The 18,931-nt window shown below is 69.9% G+C and carries 20 protein-coding genes and 1 CRISPR repeat array; of the genes, 12 read left to right on the forward strand and 8 right to left on the reverse strand.

Annotated elements, in window-relative coordinates:
* Window positions 1–7: 7 nt before the first annotated feature.
* Together E0D90_RS12240 and E0D90_RS12245 are read right to left on the reverse strand one after the other, a co-directional pair.
* Window positions 8–1,024 (reverse strand): DUF8094 domain-containing protein, encoded by a 1,017-nt coding sequence (locus E0D90_RS12240; protein WP_130797954.1) that lies wholly within the window; start codon window positions 1,022–1,024, stop codon window positions 8–10.
* A gap of 386 nt (window positions 1,025–1,410) precedes the next feature.
* Window positions 1,411–1,775: direct repeats of the CRISPR family, unit length 30 nt; unit sequence GTTGCTACCCCTCGAAGGGGCGATGAGGAC.
* A gap of 199 nt (window positions 1,776–1,974) precedes the next feature.
* Window positions 1,975–2,646, reverse strand: coding sequence for a TetR/AcrR family transcriptional regulator (locus E0D90_RS12245; RefSeq protein ID WP_130797956.1), 672 nt, complete (start codon window positions 2,644–2,646; stop codon window positions 1,975–1,977).
* 204 nt (window positions 2,647–2,850) lie between these two features.
* On the opposite strand from E0D90_RS12245, the gene E0D90_RS12250 reads away from it, so the two are divergent.
* The 5 genes from E0D90_RS12250 (at window position 2,851) to E0D90_RS26585 (ending at window position 6,364) form a co-directional block, all read left to right on the forward strand.
* Window positions 2,851–3,288 carry an organic hydroperoxide resistance protein gene (locus E0D90_RS12250; protein ID WP_130797958.1) on the forward strand — a complete coding sequence of 146 codons (438 nt, stop codon included), beginning with the start codon at window positions 2,851–2,853 and terminating at the stop codon, window positions 3,286–3,288.
* Window positions 3,289–3,530: 242 nt separating this feature from the next.
* The gene (locus E0D90_RS12255) at window positions 3,531–3,713 is read left to right on the forward strand and encodes a hypothetical protein (protein ID WP_130797960.1); all 183 of its coding nucleotides are present in this window, start codon (window positions 3,531–3,533) and stop codon (window positions 3,711–3,713) included.
* 551 nt (window positions 3,714–4,264) lie between these two features.
* Window positions 4,265–4,807, forward strand: coding sequence for an ester cyclase (locus tag E0D90_RS12260; protein WP_130797962.1), 543 nt, complete (start codon window positions 4,265–4,267; stop codon window positions 4,805–4,807).
* A gap of 124 nt (window positions 4,808–4,931) precedes the next feature.
* Complete coding sequence (locus tag E0D90_RS12265) at window positions 4,932–5,756, forward strand: MerR family transcriptional regulator (RefSeq protein WP_130797964.1); 825 nt, start codon at window positions 4,932–4,934, stop codon at window positions 5,754–5,756.
* Window positions 5,757–5,857: 101 nt separating this feature from the next.
* Complete coding sequence (locus tag E0D90_RS26585) at window positions 5,858–6,364, forward strand: hypothetical protein (RefSeq protein ID WP_157996855.1); 507 nt, start codon at window positions 5,858–5,860, stop codon at window positions 6,362–6,364.
* Between the two features lie 143 nt (window positions 6,365–6,507).
* On the opposite strand, the gene E0D90_RS12275 is transcribed toward E0D90_RS26585, so the two are convergent.
* A complete protein-coding gene (locus E0D90_RS12275) occupies window positions 6,508–7,116 on the reverse strand; it encodes a TetR/AcrR family transcriptional regulator (RefSeq protein ID WP_103503381.1) in 609 nt (202 codons plus the stop codon).
* A 193-nt stretch (window positions 7,117–7,309) separates the two neighbouring features.
* Between E0D90_RS12275 and E0D90_RS12280 the strand changes: the two genes are divergently transcribed.
* Complete coding sequence (locus E0D90_RS12280; RefSeq protein WP_130797966.1) at window positions 7,310–8,170, forward strand: NmrA family NAD(P)-binding protein; 861 nt, start codon at window positions 7,310–7,312, stop codon at window positions 8,168–8,170.
* Between the two features lie 185 nt (window positions 8,171–8,355).
* Here the strand turns inward: E0D90_RS12280 and E0D90_RS12285 are convergent, their stop codons facing one another.
* Genes E0D90_RS12285 through E0D90_RS12295 form a run of 3 tightly spaced genes read right to left on the reverse strand, consistent with a single transcriptional unit; the run spans window position 8,356 to window position 9,403 of the window.
* On the reverse strand, window positions 8,356–8,571 hold the full coding sequence (locus E0D90_RS12285; protein WP_130797968.1) for a CRISPR-associated endonuclease Cas2: 216 nt from the start codon (window positions 8,569–8,571) through the stop codon (window positions 8,356–8,358).
* Window positions 8,486–8,671, reverse strand: coding sequence for a hypothetical protein (locus E0D90_RS12290; protein WP_227870175.1), 186 nt, complete (start codon window positions 8,669–8,671; stop codon window positions 8,486–8,488). The genes E0D90_RS12285 and E0D90_RS12290 overlap by 86 nt, the downstream gene beginning before the upstream one ends.
* A gap of 21 nt (window positions 8,672–8,692) precedes the next feature.
* Window positions 8,693–9,403, reverse strand: a complete 711-nt coding sequence (locus E0D90_RS12295; RefSeq protein WP_227870176.1) for a CRISPR-associated endoribonuclease Cas6 — start codon at window positions 9,401–9,403, stop codon at window positions 8,693–8,695.
* 580 nt (window positions 9,404–9,983) lie between these two features.
* Between E0D90_RS12295 and E0D90_RS12300 the strand changes: the two genes are divergently transcribed.
* The 4 genes from E0D90_RS12300 to E0D90_RS12315 all read left to right on the forward strand — a co-directional run bounded on the left by E0D90_RS12300 (window position 9,984) and on the right by E0D90_RS12315 (window position 15,440).
* Window positions 9,984–11,264: a helix-turn-helix domain-containing protein gene (locus E0D90_RS12300; protein WP_130797972.1), complete on the forward strand. Its 1,281-nt coding sequence runs from the start codon at window positions 9,984–9,986 to the stop codon at window positions 11,262–11,264.
* Window positions 11,265–11,380: 116 nt separating this feature from the next.
* The gene (locus E0D90_RS12305; protein ID WP_130797974.1) at window positions 11,381–12,163 is read left to right on the forward strand and encodes a toll/interleukin-1 receptor domain-containing protein; all 783 of its coding nucleotides are present in this window, start codon (window positions 11,381–11,383) and stop codon (window positions 12,161–12,163) included.
* A 23-nt stretch (window positions 12,164–12,186) separates the two neighbouring features.
* Window positions 12,187–14,106, forward strand: a complete 1,920-nt coding sequence (locus E0D90_RS12310) for a hypothetical protein (protein ID WP_130797976.1) — start codon at window positions 12,187–12,189, stop codon at window positions 14,104–14,106.
* Window positions 14,103–15,440, forward strand: coding sequence for a hypothetical protein (locus tag E0D90_RS12315; protein ID WP_130797978.1), 1,338 nt, complete (start codon window positions 14,103–14,105; stop codon window positions 15,438–15,440). The genes E0D90_RS12310 and E0D90_RS12315 overlap by 4 nt, the downstream gene beginning before the upstream one ends.
* Window positions 15,441–15,531: 91 nt before the next feature.
* On the opposite strand, the gene E0D90_RS12320 is transcribed toward E0D90_RS12315, so the two are convergent.
* Complete coding sequence (locus E0D90_RS12320) at window positions 15,532–16,524, reverse strand: pirin family protein (RefSeq protein ID WP_103501885.1); 993 nt, start codon at window positions 16,522–16,524, stop codon at window positions 15,532–15,534.
* Window positions 16,525–16,668: 144 nt separating this feature from the next.
* On the opposite strand from E0D90_RS12320, the gene E0D90_RS12325 reads away from it, so the two are divergent.
* On the forward strand, window positions 16,669–17,427 hold the full coding sequence (locus E0D90_RS12325) for a DUF4232 domain-containing protein (protein WP_130797980.1): 759 nt from the start codon (window positions 16,669–16,671) through the stop codon (window positions 17,425–17,427).
* 13 nt (window positions 17,428–17,440) lie between these two features.
* On the opposite strand, the gene E0D90_RS12330 is transcribed toward E0D90_RS12325, so the two are convergent.
* Complete coding sequence (locus E0D90_RS12330) at window positions 17,441–17,911, reverse strand: hypothetical protein (protein ID WP_130797982.1); 471 nt, start codon at window positions 17,909–17,911, stop codon at window positions 17,441–17,443.
* A 304-nt stretch (window positions 17,912–18,215) separates the two neighbouring features.
* Here E0D90_RS12330 and E0D90_RS12335 point away from each other — a divergent pair.
* A partial coding sequence (locus E0D90_RS12335; RefSeq protein WP_130797984.1) for a DNA glycosylase AlkZ-like family protein occupies window positions 18,216–18,931 on the forward strand: 716 nt, incomplete at its 3' end.

Raw genomic sequence — 18,931 nt, forward strand, 5'->3', positions numbered from 1 at the left:
TCTCGGCTCAGTAGCCGTCGATGACCCTGATCCGCGCGCTGAACAGGTTCGGGGCCTCGTCCGGCGGGATGTGGGCGACGACCTCGCCCACGAAGGTGGCGTTGACCGCGGTACGAGGCGTCATGTCCCAGGCGATCATCGCGTCCCCGGGGGTGACTTCCACACCCGCGCGGTCCGCCGTCTGCCGCATCCCGTGCGCGACCGGCGCCACCGTGAGGGAGCCGCCGTCCGCGGTGCGCAGTGAGTACAGTCCGGGCTCCTCCGTGTGGGACATGAAGTCCCGCTTGAGCAGGCTCTCCCGGTCGGCCGTGATGTCGAGGGCCTCCTGGTGCTCCTCCAGGGCGATCTCCTTCGGTTCGGAGTCCGCGAGATGCCCGCCCCAGCCCTCACCTGCGGTGAGCCGCAGGTCCGAGTAGGCCCGGGCGATCTGGTCCGGCTGGAGGTTGCCGTGGTCGCTGTCGTCGGGAACCGCCTCCGCGAAGCCGTCGGCGTCCAAGGCGATCTCCGGGAACTCCACGTCCTCCGGGATGGCCAACGCGGAGACCATCTTCCACTTCTCGCCGTCGTCCTCCCCGTCCCCCTCCTCCTGGGCGGCGAAGGTGAGCAGCCGGTCCAGGGGGTCGTCCCAGTCGGGAGTGGCCACGGCCATGAACCACGGTTCGCCGTCGACCGGTATGTAGAACCGCGCGTTCTCGTAGGCGAACGACTCGTAGTCCTCGCGCTCGTCCTCCGGCTGGGCGGTGACGTACTCGAAGGTGGCGTTGCTGCGCAGGTAGAGCGAGCCGCCCTCGATGGTGGCGATCAGGTCGCTGTCCAGGTCGTGGTTGGCCTGGTTGTTGATCTCTATGTAGTGGTCGAGCACGGCCTGCGCCTCGTCGGCGTCCAGAGCGGCCGTCGGCTCGGGCTCCACGGCCTCGATCTCCTCGTCGGCCGAGGCAGTGGCGGCGTCACCTCCGCACCCCGCCACCAGAAGCAGGCCGGCGGCGCCGAGAGACGCCGCGAGACGGCGTGAAGTAGAGCGCATGACAGAATCCCCCACCCTCGTGTATGTACTGGTACATCCGGCCAGGCAGGCGCACCCGTCTCGCGCGGTGCGCGAGGGCTGACGCGGGGCGACCGGCGACGGCACGGGCCGCCGGGCGGCCGGCCCACAGAAGGGCCCGCCCGATCCCGGCAGGCATCCCCGGCATTCTGCCCCACCCCGCCGAAACAGCCACGGGCGGGGTTCTCTTCGCTACTCTCCGCTTGTGGGCGGGAGTTGACCGACGGGCGGTGGGGGCGTGGTGTCGCGGGGACCCTTCGTCCGGGCTGGAAAGGCAGGCCATCCCGTGCTTACGCAGTGTGAGGCGCCGCCTCCGCCCAGAAGCGGAGAGGCTGGCGACACCTGAGACATCACTACTGGACTTTTCAAATGCCGCTCCTCGAAGGGGCGATGAGGACCCCACAACACACCCAGGGGCCCCGCCGTGATCATCACGGTTGCTACCCCTCGAAGGGGCGATGAGGACACGCCGCCACCCTCATGGAGAACCGCGCCCGCGCCGGTTGCTACCCCTCGAAGGGGCGATGAGGACCGGGAGCCGCTGCCCCGCCGGACGCCCCGGACCGTCTAGTTGCTACCCCTCGAAGGGGCGATGAGGACTATCTGCGCGCACATGCAGCGCAAGGGTTTCGTACTGTTGCTACCCCTCGAAGGGGCGATGAGGACTCCACACCGGGGGAGAGGTCGCGCTCGTCCTGGCCGTGTTGCTACCCCTCGAAGGGGCGATGAGGACCCCATTGTGAAGGTCCAGGTCGTGGTGGGTGCGGTGACCCAGGTGTGGGGGTGGTTTTTCAGCGGACCTCCGGTAGTGCGGGAAACCCCGGAGAGTTGCTGAAATTCCGGTGTTCCAGGCTACGGCGGATCGGCCTGTCCGGTGGGCGGGGCGGGTGGTTCGTGTCGGTCGTCAGCGTAGCGGCGGGCCGGTGGGCGGGTCAGCGGTGTGCGGTGATGATGGCGAGGGCGGCGCGTTCGAGGGCGTTGGCGACGGTGGTGGGGTCGCCGAGGTAGCCGGCGATGGCGGCGCCGTCGCGCAGCATCATCAGTTCCTGTGCGGCCGGCTCGGGGTGGGCGACCCCGGCGGCCGTGAGGAGTTCGCGGAGTTGGCCGATGAACCATTCCCGGTGGGTGGTGACGAGTCGGCGGACGGGGTGGTCGGGGTCGGCGTACTCGGCTGCGGCGTTGATGAACGGGCAGCCACGGAAGCCGGGTCGGCAGATCTCGGTGCCCATGCCGTGGGCGAGGCGGGCGACGGCCCGTTCGATGTCGTCGCTCGCGGCCGCGCGCACCTCCTCCATCGCCTGGTGTTCCCAGGCGGTGCGGCGTTCCAGATAGGCGACGATCAGCTCGTCCTTGGTGCGGAAGTGGCGGTAGAAGGTGACCTTGGTGATGCCGACGCGTTCGATGATCCGGTCAGCGCTGACGGCCCGCAGTCCGTTTGCGTAGAAGAGTTCGGCGGCGGTGTCGAGGATGCGCGCGCGGGTGGCGGCGCCGCTGCGCCGTGGTGTGCCGTCGTCCGGCCGGGGCTCGCGCTCCCGTACCTGAGCAGCGGTGTTGCCCGGCGTCGCGTTGTGCGCGCCCGTCGCGGTGGTGCGCCGCGTGCTCATCGACTGTCCTCTCCTCGGTTCCGCCGCCCGGCCTGCGCCGCGCCCGTGGGGAGGGCGGGTCGGGCTTGCGGTTCGTCGATACCACTGTAGGGTCATCTCAGTAGAGTTACTAGTTCGTCTACATGTGCCGTGACGGTACCGCCTGCCACGCGGGGCGCCGGACGCGGCACGCCAGAACCCGCGCTACCCACCAGGGAGAATCACGTGTCCGACACCAGCAAGACGCTCTACACCGCCGTCGCCACCTCCACCGGTGAGGGTCGTCGCGGCGGCCGCGTCAGCACCACCGACGGTCAGCTCCACGCGACGCTCGCCGTCCCCACCGAGATGGGCGGCACCGGCGAGGGCACCAACCCCGAGGCGCTGTTCGCCTCCGGGTACGCCGCCTGCTTCCACTCGGCGCTGAAGCTCGTCGCCTCCAAGGAGAAGGTCGACATCTCGGACTCGGCCGTCGTCGCCGAGGTGAGCCTGCACCCGAACGACCAGGGCGGGTTCCAGCTCTCCGTCGCGCTGCACGCCGAGTGCTCCGGCATCGACCAGGAGACGGCCGACCGCCTGGTGGCGGCCGCGCACACCGTCTGCCCGTACTCCAACGCCACGCGCGGGAACATCGAGGTCACGGTCGACGCGACCGTCGACTGACGGTCCCCCGGCGCCCCGGCCCCTCCCTGATCCTCGCGGCGACCCGCACGTCCCGGCTCCCGCCCCCGGCCCGGCCGCCAGGCCGGGCAGGGGTGGGGTGGGGCGGGCGACGTCGCGCGCGTCGAGGCGCCGCGCGCCGCGTCACGGCTGGCCGGTTCCGGACCGAACGTCGGCGGCCGGAGGGCTGACCGGCGCTCAGGTGGGCATGTGCACCCCAACGCACATGATCGGGAGGTCGCATCATGAAGAAGCGCACCAGACAGAGCCTCGCCGCGGCGGCCGGAGTCGTCGTCGTTCTCGTCTCTGGTCTGCTGCTCGCCGGTGGCGTGCCGGATGTCGTCGCGATCCTGGTGGCCACCGTGCTCGGACTGGCCGCCGCCTGGGGGACAAACGTGGCGCTGCGCGGTCGTACCGCCTCCACCTGACCGTCGTCCGCCGGGTCGGCCCCTGGCCCGCACCTCGGGCCGTTCGGGTCGCGCCCGCGCCGCCCGTGCCATCCCGCCGCAGCCCCGCCGAACCCCACCCGCATCACCGGTCACCGGGCCGACGCGACCCGCGGCCGGCTTCCGGCGCGCCCGGACGCGCCGTTCCGGCCACGTTCACCCCGTGCCGCAACCGTGTCGACTCGTGCCGCCCAGTGACGACGCGCGTCACCGCCCGCCTCGCGAGGGACGTGAACCGGACGAGCCGACGGCCACCGGTGCCCGCGCGCCGTCGCCGCCCGCGCCGCCCCACCGAACCCTGGCCGGACCCGCGCACGACCCCCACCAGCGGTCCCGCCTCACGCGCCCCGTCGGGCGCCGCGCACACCGCGCGAACGGGCACCACCCGGCAGCCGCGACCCCCACACCCGGGCGCCCCGACGGTGGCCGAATCGGCGCCGGGCGTGCGCCGTTGCCCGGACGGCGCGTGACCCTGCGGCATACCGTGGCCGCGCCCGCCGGGCCCGGCGCGGCGTCATGGCCCGAGGAGCAGCATGATCACCGAAGAGACCCACGCCGCACGTCAGAAGCTGGTCCTGGACCACTTCGAGGACGAGGTCCGCCAGGAGTGGGACGACGTGCTGTCGACCTTCCCGCACCCGCACTACGAACTGATAGCCACCATGACCGTCCACGACGGCGACGGCGCGGTCCGCGACTACTACGACGAGACGCGGGTCGCCTTCCCCGACCAGCATCACGAGATCATCGCGCTCCGCCACAGCGACGACGCCGTGATCGTCGAGTTCTGGCTGAAGGGCACCCACACCGGCCCGCTCGGCTCGATCCCGCCGACCGGCAACAGCTTCCGGGTGCGGATGACCGCCTTCTTCGTCTTCGACGAGCAGGAGAACCTGGTCTGCGAACGGGTCTACTTCGACACCCTCACCATGCTCAAGCAGCTCGTCGGCGGCCTCAACATGAAGAACCCCCGGAACTGGCTGCTGGCCGTCCGGTGCCTGCGCGGCCTGCTGAAGATGTCGGGCGGCGAGCCCCACCCCTCGCTGGTCGACACCAAGGAGCCCACGCTCCGCTGAAGCGTTCCCGCAGCGAGCGGGAGCGTCGGCGCGGCGGCTACGGGCGGGGCGCGGGCGCCGCGCACGGCGCCCGGCGTAGCGTCTTGACCCTCTCACCGTGTCAGACGGTCAGCTGGGAGGCGTCATGTTGACCATCGGAGACTTCGCCCGCCACGGCCGCGTCTCGGTCCGGATGCTGCGCCACTACGACGCCACCGGACTGCTGCGGCCCGCCCACGTCGACCCCGCCACCGGCTACCGCCACTACACCGCCTCCCAACTCGCCCGCCTCAACCGGATCATCGCGCTCAAGGACCTCGGCTTCACCCTCCAGCAGGTGCACGACATCGTGGAGGAGAAGGTCAGCACCGAGGAACTGCGCGGCATGCTGCGGATGCGACGGGCCGAACTGGAGGCGGTGATGGCCGAGGCGGCGGACCGGCTGACGCGGGTCGAGGCGAGGCTCCGTTCGATCGAGAGCGAGGGGCACATGCCCACCATCGACGTCGTCCTCAAGTCCCTCCCCGCAGTGCGCGTCGCCGAGCTGACCGCCACCGCCGCCAGCTACGCCCCGGAGGACATCAGCCCCGTCATCGGGGCCCTGTACGAGGAGCTGTTCCCGCGACTGGAGGCCGCGGGCATCCGCTGCACCGGCCCCGGCATCGCCCGCTACGAGGATGCGCCGGAGGGCGGCGGAGCCGTCACCGTCCACGCGGGCGTGCAGGTCTCGGCGGAACTCCGGGACGACGATGACCTGCGTGTCCTGGACCTCCCCGCGGTGGAGCGGGCCGCGACCATCGTCCACCGAGGCTCCATGGACACCGTCCTGCCCACCGCCCAGGCCCTCGACCGCTGGATCGACGCCCACGGCCACCGCGCGGCCGGCTACGCGCGCGAGGTCAACCTGGAATGCCCGGCTAACCGGGACGACTGGGTCACCGAACTCCAGACCCCCGTCACCCCGTCCTGACCGCACGGCCCCGGCCAGGCCCTGCGGCCTGGCCGAGGCCGGGCCGCAGGTGGTGAAATGGCCTGCCGGGGTGGCCGGCACGCTCAGGATGGGGGGAGAACATGCGGGTGACGACCGGCGCCGCTCCGCCGCGGACCCTCCGTCTCGCCCTCTGCGCCACCTTGCCGATCGCGGGCTGCACCACCGTCGGCGACTCTTCGAGCGAATCCGACGGTGCTCCCGTCCCCGCCGGGTCGCCGAGCCACGCGACGGACGGGATTGATGCACCTGAACTGCGTTCGGGAGCGGTCGAGTTCCTGTCCGAGGGGCCGAGCCGGGGATACCACCTCTTCGGGCAGATCCCGCTGGTCGAGGGCGAATCCTGGCTCAGCGTGAACTGCCGCGCGGACAGCGGGGCCCGCGACGTCCTGCTCACCGTCGCCGAGGTCGGCGAGTTCGGGATCGTCTGCGTCGACGGCGACGTCACTCGCTCCCTCAACCAGCTCGACCTCGACCTCGACGCCGACACCGCCCGTGCCGGACGCGTCCAGTTCGAGATAGACGCCCCCGAGACCGTCGAGTGGTTCGTGAGCTACCAGCTTCCTGAGGGCGCCGAACTCCCCGACTGATCGGGACGCCGTGGGAGGCCGGATCAGTTCGCCTCGTACGTCCCGATGACACGGCCCGCGTCCTCCATGCGGCCACCTTCGAGGTCAATGCCTTACGTACGTACGGGCGTTCGTACGCGACCCGTCCGTCCCGTGGTGAGCGCTCAGGACCGGTCGCTGTCTCCGTCGGGCGGGTCGGTGCCCAGCACTCTGGCGGTGAAGTCCGCCAACTGCGCCCGCATGCGCTCGCGCGGCACGTGCTCGCGATCGGCCAGGTGCTCGACGAGGTCGGCCCGGACCGCCGCGAGCAGGGCGTGGGCGGTGAACTCGCTGTCGGTCAGGCCGGGAACCTGCTCCAGCACGCCTCGCAGCAGGCCGTGCCAGCGCTCGTAGTGCGCCGCCTGGTACGGGCTGGTGCCGCCGCTCTCCTCGAAGGCCAGCGCGAGGCGGCGGTTGTCGAGTTTGAAGCGCAGCGCGGCATCGAGGAGGGCGGGCACGCGCAGCAGCGGGGGAGTGGCCGGTCCCAGGGGTGGCGGACCGGATTCGACCGCTTCCCTGAGCGGTTGGAGCCGCGCTTCGTACAGCGCGCGGAGCAGCCCGGGGCGGTCGCCGAAGGCCCTGAAGAGGGTGCCCTTGCCGACTCCGGCCGCTGCCGCGACGTCGGCCATGGTGACGTCCTCGGGGTTGTCGCGGCTGGTGAAGAGGCGGTCGGCGGCGGCGAGAACGGCCTCCCGGTTGCGGGCGGCGTCCTTCCGGGGCTTGCGCTCGGTCATGCGGCTCCTCCCTTGCAAAGCGGACCGGCGGTCCGTATCGTCAACCGGACCCAGGGTCCGTTTTCCATGGACGGAGGATACCCCTGCCCACGCCGACCTCTCCGGCGAACCTCCGCCGCCACACCCCGTGGCCGGGCGGGAGCAGCGCCGCCGGACCACGTAGCGACACCACCGACACCACCGGGAGCAGCAGATGACAACCACCGGAACCACACTGGTCATCGGAGCGACCGGAACCACCGGCAGCCGCACCGCTGCACAACTGACCGCCGCCGGCCACCGCGTCAAAGCCGCCAGCCGCCGGGCCACCCCAGTCCGCGACGCCGAACCGGTCGCCTTCGACTGGTACACGCCCAGCACGCACGCAGCCGCCCTCGACGGAGCCGACCGCGTCTACCTGACGCCGCCCCCGGGCGACCCCGACCCGGCCGCGGTCATGCTGCCGTTCCTCCGGCAGGCCCGCGCCGCCGGAGTGCGCCGCGCGGTGCTCCTCAGCGCCTCCGTCCTCCCCGAAGGCGGACCCGGCGTCGGCCTCGTCCACCGCGATCTGCCCCAACTCTTCGACGAATGGGCGGTACTGCGCCCCTCGTGGTTCATGCAGAACTTCACCGGCGCCCACATGCACGCCGCGAGCATCCGCGACGAGGGCGTCATCCGGACCGCCACCGGGAACGGCCGGGTCGGCTTCGTCGACGCCGAGGACATCGCGGCCGTCGCCGTCCACGCCCTGACCGCCGAACACGCCCTCAACACCGACCTCGTCCTCACCGGACCGCAGGCCCTCAGCTACGACGAGATCGCCACCATCGTCGCCGAGACCACCGGCCGGCCCGTGACCCACCTCCGCCTCACCAACGCACAGGTCCGTGAACGCCTCGCGGAACACCTGCCCGCGGAGTTCGCCGCGCTGCTGGCCGACCTCGACACCGCCATCGCCGAAGGGGCCGAGGACCGCGTCACCGACACCGTCCAGCGCATCACCGGCCGCCCCGCCCGCACCTTCCGCACCTGCCTCGAATCCGAACTGCCCCGCGCCGTCCCTGCCCGCCCGTGAGGTGACCCGCGTGCCGCCACCGGGTCCGTCACTGATCGGGCTGGCGGACACCCGGCTTCCGGCCCCTCGCGGGGGCGATGAGGACCGTCCAACCCCCAGCCGGTCTGCCGAGCGTTCGCCGGTTGCTACCCCTCGCAGGGGCGATGAGGACCACCGCGTCCCGGGGGCGTCCACCCACATCCCCTCTACGCCGTGCTCAGCTGGCCCTCGAAGATGCTGCGCTGCACGTGGTGCAAGTACTTGCGACAGGTGCGCAGGATCGCCGCGTTGTGATCAGCGTCCGTGTCGTAGACGACGACAACGTGCGTCCGCCGCTCACCACCAGATTCGGAACGGCTTGTACGGGGTGCCCTCCAGGCAGTGCCGGGCGAGTGAGAGGGCGACCAGGTGGAGCAGTTCACCGTAGGCCACGGACCGCTTGATTGTGCGGTGGGCGACGGTGGTGGCGGACTCGTCGCGAACCGTCTGCACGACCAGCTTGCGGCCGGCTTCGTTCGGCACGGCCCGGCAGTTCGGCGGCGCTCATGCGGTGATCCACCCGAATCCGGCGGAGTTGGCTTGCCCGAGGCCCCAACTCCACAGCGCTCCCAGCAGTTCCGGATCGCCTGATACCGCGACCTCGACCGCGCAGCCCGGCTTCTTGCCCTGGCCGACTGCGAACGACCGCTTCGGGCCCACCCAACCCACCGACTCGACCCGCACGTCCGGCTTGAGGCCGAGGGTCTCCGCCTTGCGTTCCAGATTGCGCTGCACGTAGACGGGCCAGCTCGGGTCGTCCGGCAGCAGCCACTCCTGCCGCGTTACACGCTCGCCGTTCTCATCGCGCCCGGAGCCCTTCACCACGACGGGTGTCGTGGTGCGGAATACTGCCCGCCCGGAGCCGAACGACGGTGGCTCCAGCGCCCGTAGGCCGGTAAGACGCAGGGCGACCCCGCCCCAGTCCAGGAGTTCGCGTCCGGCCAGCCCCTGCGCCAGCGGCTCCACGATCTCCATCAGCGGGCTGCCGAACTCGATCGCTCCCGGTCCTCCGGCCGTGTAGCTGCCCCGGGTCTTCCGCGCGTGCGGGAAGACGGGGGCCGAGTGCCCGAACGGCATCATCCCGTGAGGGCCCCAGCCGTCACCGTGTAGCTTGCGCCCCAACTCGGGCGCATTCCGCCCGAGGACGTCGTAGACCAGCGACCGGCCAGGGGCCAGTACACCGGACCAGGGAATCGCCCTCGCCGTCGTGGACACGGACAACATCAACCGCACCGCGCGTCACCCCCACCTCTTCTTCGAGGGATGGGCGCTCCGCCCTCCCCGGTGATAGGCACATCAAATCACCTAATCGGCGGTTAGATGCTGATAACCAATGAGTTGGGAAAGCCCCGTCCGGCCGCCTGCGGGAGGGGGTACTGGCAGAGGTTTGCAGATCTGTGCGACAGCTTGTCGTCTGCTTCCATCAACCACGTGGGCCGGGGAGCTATCCCGGTGAGCGAGATTATTGCCCGCGCGGGGCGTACGCCGGTGCCCGGACGACTGTGGTCGCACGTCTCCGCGCGCCAGTGGACGCCCTGCGCGGCTACTCATGGCCCGAACGCACCATGAGTGCGCTGTTTCCGCAGCTTAGGAAGGTAGTCAGCGCTCAGCCGGGGCCTTTGCCGCGCGGCGGGGGGCACGGAGAGCTGCCCACGCTGAGGCAAAGAGGCAACGGGCAACCCCTCCCGTCGGTCACTTCTCGGGCTTGCACCGTGGAAGACTCAGCCTCGGAACCGCACCTGGTGTTCTGTCTCCCCGATCTTCATTGTCGATAGCCCTAAGGGGTGTATGTGACATGCGCGTATCCCGGTCGTTCGGACTGGAGCTGCGGCGTCTCCGGCAAGAAGCAGGCGTGTCGTTGAGCGATTTCGCCGCTGCGGTCAACTACGACAAGGGCCATCTCAGCAAGGTTGAACGAGGTCTCAAGCGTCCCTCGATTGCTCTCGCACGACGCTGCGACGCTGAGCTCAAGGCTGCCGGAAGCCTCTGGCGCCTGATTGACTCGACGGCCACGAACGCAACTCCCGGGCGCCCGACAGTTACAGAGCAGACAGCCGTTGGGCGGAGGCAAGTACTGGCCACGATGGGCACGCTCGTGGGGGGCCGGGCACTGGCCGGCGCCGGCGACTCGTCAACGACAGGCATATCTGGCGTGGCATACAGCGCGGGCGTGGCATCGGAGAGCCTGTTCGATTCCCTTCGGGGTCAGTTCGACCAGATGCGGCTACTCGGCCAGGCAGGTCCCCCGACAGCTCTCTTGCCTGTGCTCCGATTTCAGACCAGTTCCGTGATCCAGGCCGCTTCGCGTGTCTCTTCCAGCGAGCGCGGCGCGCTCATCCATCTTGCTTCCCGCTACGCGGAGTTCTCGGGCTGGATGGCACAAGAAGCAGGGGACGACGCTGACGCCGACCAGTGGCTCGACAACGCCGCCGCCCTCGCGGAGGTAGCAGGCGATCACTCGATGCGTGCCTTTGTTCACGTGCGGCGTTCTCTGACGAGGGTCTACAAGCGAGAGGCACAAGAGACCGTCAGTCTTGCGGCCATGGCTCAGCACAGCCAGCTACCTCCGCGAGTTCGGGGTTTGGCGGCCCAGCACGAAGCCCTCGGGCACGCGGTGGCGGGTGATGAAGGTCCGTGTATGCGGCGGCTGGAGGAGTCCCGCGATCTGCTGGCTCGCGCTGCCGAGGAGGCGGGGGAAGGGCCGGTCCTTGGCACTTCACACGTGCCCGACCCCGCAGCGATGAGCACCGGGTGGTGCCTCTACGACCTGGGGCGGCCGCGGGCGGCCGCTGCTGTCCTCGATGTGGAGTGCGCTCGTCTCGCACCGAACGCGACTCGCAACCGACTGCGCTACGGGGTGCGGAGGGCGCTCGCGCACGCTGCGTCCGGCGAGGTGGAGCACGCATGTCATATCGCCGGTGACCTGCTTGGGCTCGCCCCGCAGGTGTCTTCCGCGACCATCGCGTGTGACCTCCGCGCTCTCGATCGAGAACTTTCCCGTTTCCGGAGCTGTGACGCGGTTGCCGCGCTGCAGCCTTCGCTCAACCTTGCCCTGACCGGCTCCTCTCGGAGCTAGCGGCTTGAACGCGCTGAAGGTCCAACGGCGTCCCCGGAACTAATTCACAAGAGTCCAACACGGGACCAGGTCGTCAGCTGACGGCCGATTCGCCCACGCCATCACGGAGATCAGTCATGCCCGAAATTTTCATCAACTACCGCACCGGATACGGCGATGAGACAGCAAACCTCATCGAGCGTGAGCTGTCGCGCAGGTTCGGTGACGAGCGCGTGTTCAAAGACAGCAAGTCCATCGGAGCCGGCACTGCCTTCCCGAAAGAGTTGGTGCGCGCTGTCAGGGAATGCGAAGTCATGATTGTTGTCATCGGTCATGGCTGGTGCGAAGCAACGGTTGCGAACGGGTCGACCCCTGCTCTGATGGACCCCAACGACTGGACCCGGCGGGAGATCATCCAAGCGAACGAGGACGGTGCGATCATCATTCCCGTGCTTGTCGGCTACGGAACGCGCCTTGAGCGGCAGTCGTTGCCGCCGGAGCTGGCCTTCATCGCTGACTACCAGTATCGGTGCCTCGATCACAGTGCCGCGCAACCGGCGCTTTCGCAGATCGGCAATGATGTTGTCAAATGCGTGAGGCACTTGGCCGAAGTCGATCGCGGCAGTGAGCTGGCCGAATCTGTCGAATCACAGGTGAACGACCACTCGGCGGACTCCACGAACGTCCACACCGACGTCACGACGTACAACCAGCGCGGCGGCGTCGGCACGATCGGAAGGGACTTCGGCGGGACCGTCGTCAGCGACTCCCGCGGGCCCGTGAACACCGGTCGCGGAGCGCAGAACAACGGTCCGCAGTTCATCGGCGAGAACACGGGAATCAACTACGCGGAGCGCGGTGACTTCCGCGGCGTCGAGCAGAATTTCGGGACGTCCCGCGACAAGCGTGACAGCGGATGACGGCCGCCGGGGACCGCGCCTTCGTGTATGACACGCATGGGGCTGTCAACACGGGCAAGGGTACCCAGAACGTCTATATCGCGGCGCCTTCGTACACGCCTCCCCGCGAGGGTCTCCGGATGGCGCGGGAAGAGCGTGAACGGCTTGTCGCGCTGTTCGTTCCTCCGGCTCGATTCGGGGTTGCCGTCGAGCGGATCGCCAAGCCGGGTTCAACCGTTCTGCTGGACGGCCCGCCCGGCGCTGGCCGGCATGCGGCGGCCACGGTCATGTTGTGCCGGATTCGTGGCACGTCGGGCGTGATCAGTGAGCTCACGCTGGACCGAGCGGAGGAGGACGATCGTCTCCCCCTCTCGCCCGGCCAGCGGTACACGATCGACCTGTCCCGTCACGGGGCGGATCAGTACACCGCGGTTGAGCGGTCCGTGCGAGCGTACCGAGCGGAGTGCGAAGAGGTCGGCGCCCACCTCGTGGTGGTTCTTCCCCACGGTCTGCGCCGACACCTCGATGCCCAGCTTCAGCCGCTTGTCGTCTCGGTGGGCAGGCCCAACGCCCTGGGCGTTCTGCGTTCCCATTTGCGGGCGCACGGTCTGCGCACCACGGCCGCGGACCTTACCGTTTCCGAGAAGCTCGTGTCGTTCATCGCGACTGCCTCCATGCGGGACATCGCCTGGCTGGCCGTGCGCATCGACCACGGCAGGACGACGAAGCCGTCGGCCGGCTGGTCCGCGTGGTGTGAGGACGCGGTCAAGGAGATGGGTGACCAGAGTTCGGACGTCGCCAAGCTCCTCAACAAGCACTCCGAGTGCCGGCCGAGGGCTCTTCTGCTCGCGGCAGCCATGTACTCCGGGACATCGGTGGACGTGGTGCACCATGCGGCCCAGCGGCTTCTGAAGCGGCTCGAATGCGAGGACCCAGAGGCACATCCACTTGTCCGGCCCGACTTCTCCCGCCAGCTGGCAGACGTGGGTGGAGTCTCTGAATCCGGCGGAGTCGTGAGATTCGACCGCTGGGCCCAGGACGAGGCGGTCCGGCTTCACTTCTGGCGGTACTTTCCCGATTTGCGAGGGGAGTTCATCACCTGGGCAGCAGAAGTGGGCGACACCCTTCTGAGCCCGGAGCAGCGCCTTCGCGTCGTGGAGCGTCTGGCCGAGCTGTGCTTGCGCACGGACGGGCAGGACGAACTTCTCGCCGTGGTCGAGTCATGGACGGGGCCCAACCAGAGCGGCCTCGTAGCGGAATCGATCGCAGCGCTCGGACGCGGCGCGTGCGATGAGCGGCATGGTCGCGCTGTCCGTGCCCGCCTGTACCACTGGGCGCGGGAAGGCACTCTCACCCCGGACCGGGCCCAGGTGGTGGTGCAGGTCTGTGAGCGTGTCCTGGTGGCCTCGTACCCCAACGAGGCGCTGGTCCGACTGCACAACCTGGCCGTGCGCGGCGGGGTGAACGGTTCGGACCACGCACGTGAGTCCATGCTCCAGCTTGCCGCGCGTGAACGTGCTTTGTACGACCAGGTTATCGGCCGTCTGTGTGAGGCGTTGCCAAAAAGAGCGGACGCCAACCTCGTCATGTTGGCGGAACTCCTGGGCCCTGAGCGCTCCAGGGACGCGCTCAGGCGACGTGCGTGGCGGCGGGGTTGGTGTCACCTGATGAGCCGGGGCGATCCCACTCGCTGGAAGCCAGCGGTCCACCTATGGCTGAACGCACTGATGCGGGGCTCTCACGCACCAGGGGTGCTGGATGACTTCGTCGCGGCAGCCCGGCGTGCTGACTGTCTCACAGCCCTCTACCGCACATCCTACGAGTGGTCACGGCAGTCCTCCACGGCCAAGGGGGCGCCCCAGGAAGCGCGTCAGACAGCGGCGCGGCTTTGGCAGAAGATCGATGACGCGCAGGGGCTGAGCATCTCGGTCCCCGGCGCCGCTAGTTCTCGGGAGACCGTGTGACAACCACCGTCAGGTACTCGCTGATCGTCCTCGCGGGCGCGGTGCCCGCCGCCCTTGGGGTGGGGCTCGAGTGGCAGACGCTGCTCACCGTGCTTGTCGCCGCCACGGCGATGTCAGGCACAGCACTGATTCTGCTCTGGTCGGAGGTCTCGGCACCTCGGGGCGTGCAGCGGTACGACGCCGAACCGGATCAGTTGCCGCCGACCTACAAGGACGTCCCGACGGAGCGCCCGGCCCGTAGAGCCCAGATCGACTCCGTCGCGGTCGCGAGTTCCGCGCCCGGTTTCGATTTCGTCGTATCGGCGACGGTGTGGTGGCGTGCTGCGGAACGCGTCTCGGAAATCACTCAGTTCAACCGCGACGCCGCCAACCAGAACATCGCGGTCTCATCGGTGCTGAGCAGAATCCAGGCCGTGACGCGACGGGAACACCCCAGCAGGCTCGACCTCACACGGCATCTCCTCGAAGCCGCCCTCGCGGCCCCCTCCGAGGATGTGTCCGGTGTGGTGGCCGCCTGGGCGCAGGACATCAAGGTGACTGTCGACGCCGAAGGACTGGACCAGCTGCGGCGCATGGAGGAGGAGGTACGCGAAACCGAACTGTGGCACCGCGAGGTCAAGCGCGAGCGGGAGCGGCGTGCCTACCTTGCCGACGACGTGCTGGCCAGTGCGGGCAGCGCGGTCGTCTGGTGGCTCGCGCGGCACAACAACGATGTCGAGAACGCCGTGTCCATGATCGGCCCACTCGCGAGGATCTCCGCTGCGGCGAACAACTCCGACGTGGCTGAGCCGTTCCATCGGCTGGTGACACCAACCGGGCAGCCCGCGCACGACGACGATCTGCTGGCCTCCATGGTTTCTGAAGAGGTGATCCGGCGCCTCCATGAGAACGAACGAACGGACCCTGGCCATGGCCGACAAGACAGCTCTCCGTCGGATGTGCTCGTGGACCTTCTGGACAGTCTTGGCTTCCAGAAGGACGACGACGACCGGGACCTCGTTGTTCAGCGATTCGTCCGGCTCCTGCGTGCGCACGGCAAGCCGGTTGAGGCCGACGAGATGGAGGCTGACCTGGCTGGGCACGCGACGGTGAGAGGGCGACCGTGGGAGGAAGCGGGTGGAGATACGTCCGCAACGGAGTCCGTCGACTCCCGTGTTCGCCAGCGGCCGGAGCAGCGGGCCTGGTCGGTGGACCCGTCCGGTGATGTGTCGGCACCTGGAAGTCACCCCGAGCCTGGCGCCGAGCCGCCTGCCGGTGAGGACGACGGGATGGCAGGCATCCCTCGCCAGGACGGATGGCGGGCCGACGGCCCGGTCGATCCCGGCCGTTCGTGAACCTATACGCCCGCCGGGCCCGGCCGTCGTCAAGACGGTCGGGCCCGGCGGGCGTTGTGGTGGTCGGGCCGTGGAGGGCGCGGCCTGGGCGTCAGTCCTCGGAGGAGGTGGCGCCGGCGTCGGTGTGGGGGACCGGGGCGGGGACGCGGCCGAGGCGGCCGGCCTGGAAGTCGTCGAACGCCTGCTTGAGTTCGGCCTGGCTGTTCATGACGAACGGGCCGTAGTGCGCCATCGGCTCCCGGATCGGCTGTCCGCCGAGCAGGATGACCTCCAGGTTGGGGGTGTTGGCGTCCTGCTTCTCGTCGGCGCGCACCGTGATGGAGTCTCCGTCGCCGAAGACGGCGGTCTGTCCCAGTTCCACCGGGCGGTGGTCGGTGCCGACGCTGCCGCTGCCGGCGAGGACGTACGCGAGGCCGTTGAAGTCGCTGCGCCAGGGCAGCGTGATCTCGGCGCCCGGCGAGACGGTGGCGTGGACCAGGGTGATCGGGGTGTGGGTGATCCCGGGGCCGCTGTGGCCGTCGAGGTCGCCCGCGATCAGGCGGAGCAGGCCGCCGCCGTCGGGCGTCGTCAGCAGCTTGACGTTGCTGCCGCCGATGTCCTGGTAGCGGGGGCTGGTCATCTTGTCCTTGGCGGGCAGGTTGACCCACAGCTGGATTCCGTGGAACAGGCCGCCGGTCATGACCAGTTGCTCCGGCGGTGCCTCGATGTGGAGCAGGCCGGAGCCGGCGGTCATCCACTGGGTGTCGCCGTCGTTGATGACGCCGCCGCCGCCCTCGCTGTCCTGGTGGACGAAGGTTCCGTCCATCAGGTAGGTGACGGTCTCGAAGCCGCGGTGCGGGTGCCAGGGCGTGCCCTTGGGCTCTCCGGGCGCGTACTCCACCTCGCCCATCTGGTCCATCATGATGAACGGGTCGAGGTGGCGGTACTTGATGCCCGCGAATGCGCGGCGCACCGGGAAGCCCTCGCCCTCGAAGCCGGTCGGGGCCGTGACGACGCCGAGCACCGGTCGGGTGCGGGCCTCCGGGGACGCGGGCGGGGCGACGGTGGGCAGAGTCAGCGGGTTCTCGACGGTGATCGCGGGCATGGTGGACCTCCTTGGCCTACGGCCTCACTTTAGTTGAACTCTCAACGTTCTGCAGGTTCGGCGCTATTCCCCGCCGCCTCCGCCCATCCGGTTCGGACGTACCTACTCGGTATGAATCGCTGTGCGCCGGGCACGCGGGATGACATGGATCACGAGACCGAAGCCACGAACCAGGACGAAACCATCCCCAACACCCACGCCAACACGGTCGCCGCGATCGCCGCAACCCCGGGACGCCCCGGCCGCCCCGGACGGTCCACCGCCCGTCGGCGTCCCCGCGGTGCCCTGTCCATCGCCCTCGTCGCCGCCTTCGCCCTCGCCGCCTCGGCCTGCGGCTCCGGCGATGACGACGACGGCGCGGCGGCCGGGCAGGAGACCTCGGCCACCGACGAAGACCCTGACACCACCGACGACCCGGACGAGACGGACGACACCGACGACACCGACGACCTCGGTGCGGACGGCGGCGACCCGGCGGGCGGCACCGTCGAACCCTGCCGGGGCGAGGTCATGGAACCGGCGCTCACCGGACCGGAGGACAACGGCGCGGGCGGGCAGGTCCACACGCTCGAACTGATCAACATGGGCGCCGAGAACTGCGAGATCAACGGCTTCCCCGCCGTCACCCCGCTCAACGCCGACGGCGACGCGGTCGGCGAAGCCGCGACCGAGGAGGCTGCGCCGATCGGCCCGCTGACCTTCGAGCCGGACGAGCGCATGGTGCTCGAACTGCGCACCGTGAGCGAGGCCTCGGCGAACGCCGAGTGCTGGGAGCCCGCGACGCAGCTCGACGTGGTCCTCCCGGGTGAGAGTGAGGGCTACACCATCGCCGCGGACGAAGTCGGCAGCGAGGCGATCGTCGTCTGCGACGACCTCTTCGAGGTCGGCATCGCGGAGCGCTGAGGAGCTCCCGCCGTCAGGCGCCGGGCCGGCCGGACTCCGTCGCCGTGTCAGCCGTGGCGGTTCGGCTCGGGGCCGGGCGGCGTCCGGTCCGTTCCGCGACGGAGACGGTCTCGTCCGACGTGTACGCGCTGCGGGTTCCCGAGATCGACATCCCCGCCGCCGCCGCGAGCGCCTTGAGGGGGTACGGCTGCGGCGTGATGAACTCGCGGCCGTAGGCGATCAGCATGCGCATGCGGTCCTCGGCCTCCCGCATCTCCGTACGCGCGCGATCGATCTCGTTCAGCAGGACGTCGCCGTGCGGCGGTTCCGCTCCGGCTCCGTCAGCCACGCGGAGGTAGCGCTCGAAAACCTCCCTCTGGCTGCTGATCTCAGCCTTCACGGCTTCCTGTGCCGCCCGCGCCGGCTCGTCCGCGTCCTCGGGGGCGGACGCGGGGAGCGGGAGGACGATGTCGATGATGTCGTCGATCTTGTCTCGCTTGTTCATGCTTTCACTCTACGCCATTTTTTGCGCTCATCGTAAAGAATAGCGATGGTCGCTCAGTCGATGCGCGGCGCACGCGCGGAGAAGAGGACAGATCCTGTCCGCATTCCCTGTCATGCTCCTCGTGTGGCCGCGCCGGTGGGGCACGTACCGGCGGCACCAGAGCGAGAGGCAGGGACCGGATGAGCGAGAGTGGCAAGGCGAGCCGGACGATCCGTACGAGCCGGACGGTCCACGCGGCCCGGATGATCCACGCGGCCCGGACGATCCGCACGAGCCGGTCCGGCCGCACGAGCGGGGCCGCCGCGTGAGCGCCGCCCCCGTCCTCAGCTCCCGCGCGCTCAACCGCGCCACCCTCGCCCGGCAGCTCCTCCTGGAGCGGGCGGACCTCTCCGCCCGCGACGCCGTCGCCCGGCTCTGCGGCATCCAGGCGCAGGAACCGCAGGAGCCGTTCGTGGGGCTCGCCTCGCGGCTGCGCGACTTCGACCCGGCGGAGCTCTCCGAGCTGCTGACCGGGCGCGGCGTGGTCCGCACCCATCTGATGCGCCGCACCGTCCACCTGGTGACCGCCGACGACGTCCTCGCGTGGCGCGGGCGGCACAACGCCATGCTGCGCCAGCGAGTACTGGGGGTCTACCGCCGCGAACTCGACGGGATCGATCTGGACGAGCTGGCCGCCGCCGGCCGCGCCGTGATGGCCGACGGCGAACCGCGGTCCATGGGCGAACTGGCGCGTGCGGTGGCCGGGCGCTGGCCGGAGGCGGGGACGCGCGCACTGGGGGAGATGCTGGTCGCCGCGCTCATCCCGATGGTGCAGCTGCCGCCGCGCGGCCTGTGGCGGCAGCGGGCCGGGGTGCGCAACCTGCCGGTCTCCACCTGGCTCGGGCGGGAGGTGGACCCGCTGCCGCAGGACGACTCCGACCCGGTCGGCCGGGCGATGGTCCGCCGCTACCTGGCCGCGTTCGGCCCTGCGGCCTCGGCCGACGTGCGGTCCTGGTGCGGTGTCGCCGGACTCCCGGCCGC

Source organism: Streptomyces otsuchiensis, from assembly GCF_004305975.1.
GTDB classification, from domain to species: Bacteria; Actinomycetota; Actinomycetes; order Streptomycetales; family Streptomycetaceae; genus Streptomyces; species Streptomyces otsuchiensis.

Coding starts and splice junctions, on each gene's coding strand:
- E0D90_RS12265 (WP_130797964.1), top strand. CDS start 4,932: ATGTTGACCATCGGAGACTTCGCCCGCCACGGCCGCGTCTCGGTCCGG.
- E0D90_RS12260 (WP_130797962.1), top strand. CDS start 4,265: ATGATCACCGAAGAGACCCACGCCGCACGTCAGAAGCTGGTCCTGGAC.
- E0D90_RS12305 (WP_130797974.1), top strand. CDS start 11,381: ATGCCCGAAATTTTCATCAACTACCGCACCGGATACGGCGATGAGACA.
- E0D90_RS26585 (WP_157996855.1), top strand. CDS start 5,858: ATGCGGGTGACGACCGGCGCCGCTCCGCCGCGGACCCTCCGTCTCGCC.
- E0D90_RS12280 (WP_130797966.1), top strand. CDS start 7,310: ATGACAACCACCGGAACCACACTGGTCATCGGAGCGACCGGAACCACC.
- E0D90_RS12245 (WP_130797956.1), bottom strand. CDS start 2,646: ATGAGCACGCGGCGCACCACCGCGACGGGCGCGCACAACGCGACGCCG.
- E0D90_RS12325 (WP_130797980.1), top strand. CDS start 16,669: ATGGATCACGAGACCGAAGCCACGAACCAGGACGAAACCATCCCCAAC.
- E0D90_RS12255 (WP_130797960.1), top strand. CDS start 3,531: ATGAAGAAGCGCACCAGACAGAGCCTCGCCGCGGCGGCCGGAGTCGTC.
- E0D90_RS12320 (WP_103501885.1), bottom strand. CDS start 16,524: ATGCCCGCGATCACCGTCGAGAACCCGCTGACTCTGCCCACCGTCGCC.
- E0D90_RS12240 (WP_130797954.1), bottom strand. CDS start 1,024: ATGCGCTCTACTTCACGCCGTCTCGCGGCGTCTCTCGGCGCCGCCGGC.
- E0D90_RS12330 (WP_130797982.1), bottom strand. CDS start 17,911: ATGAACAAGCGAGACAAGATCGACGACATCATCGACATCGTCCTCCCG.
- E0D90_RS12300 (WP_130797972.1), top strand. CDS start 9,984: ATGCGCGTATCCCGGTCGTTCGGACTGGAGCTGCGGCGTCTCCGGCAA.
- E0D90_RS12275 (WP_103503381.1), bottom strand. CDS start 7,116: ATGACCGAGCGCAAGCCCCGGAAGGACGCCGCCCGCAACCGGGAGGCC.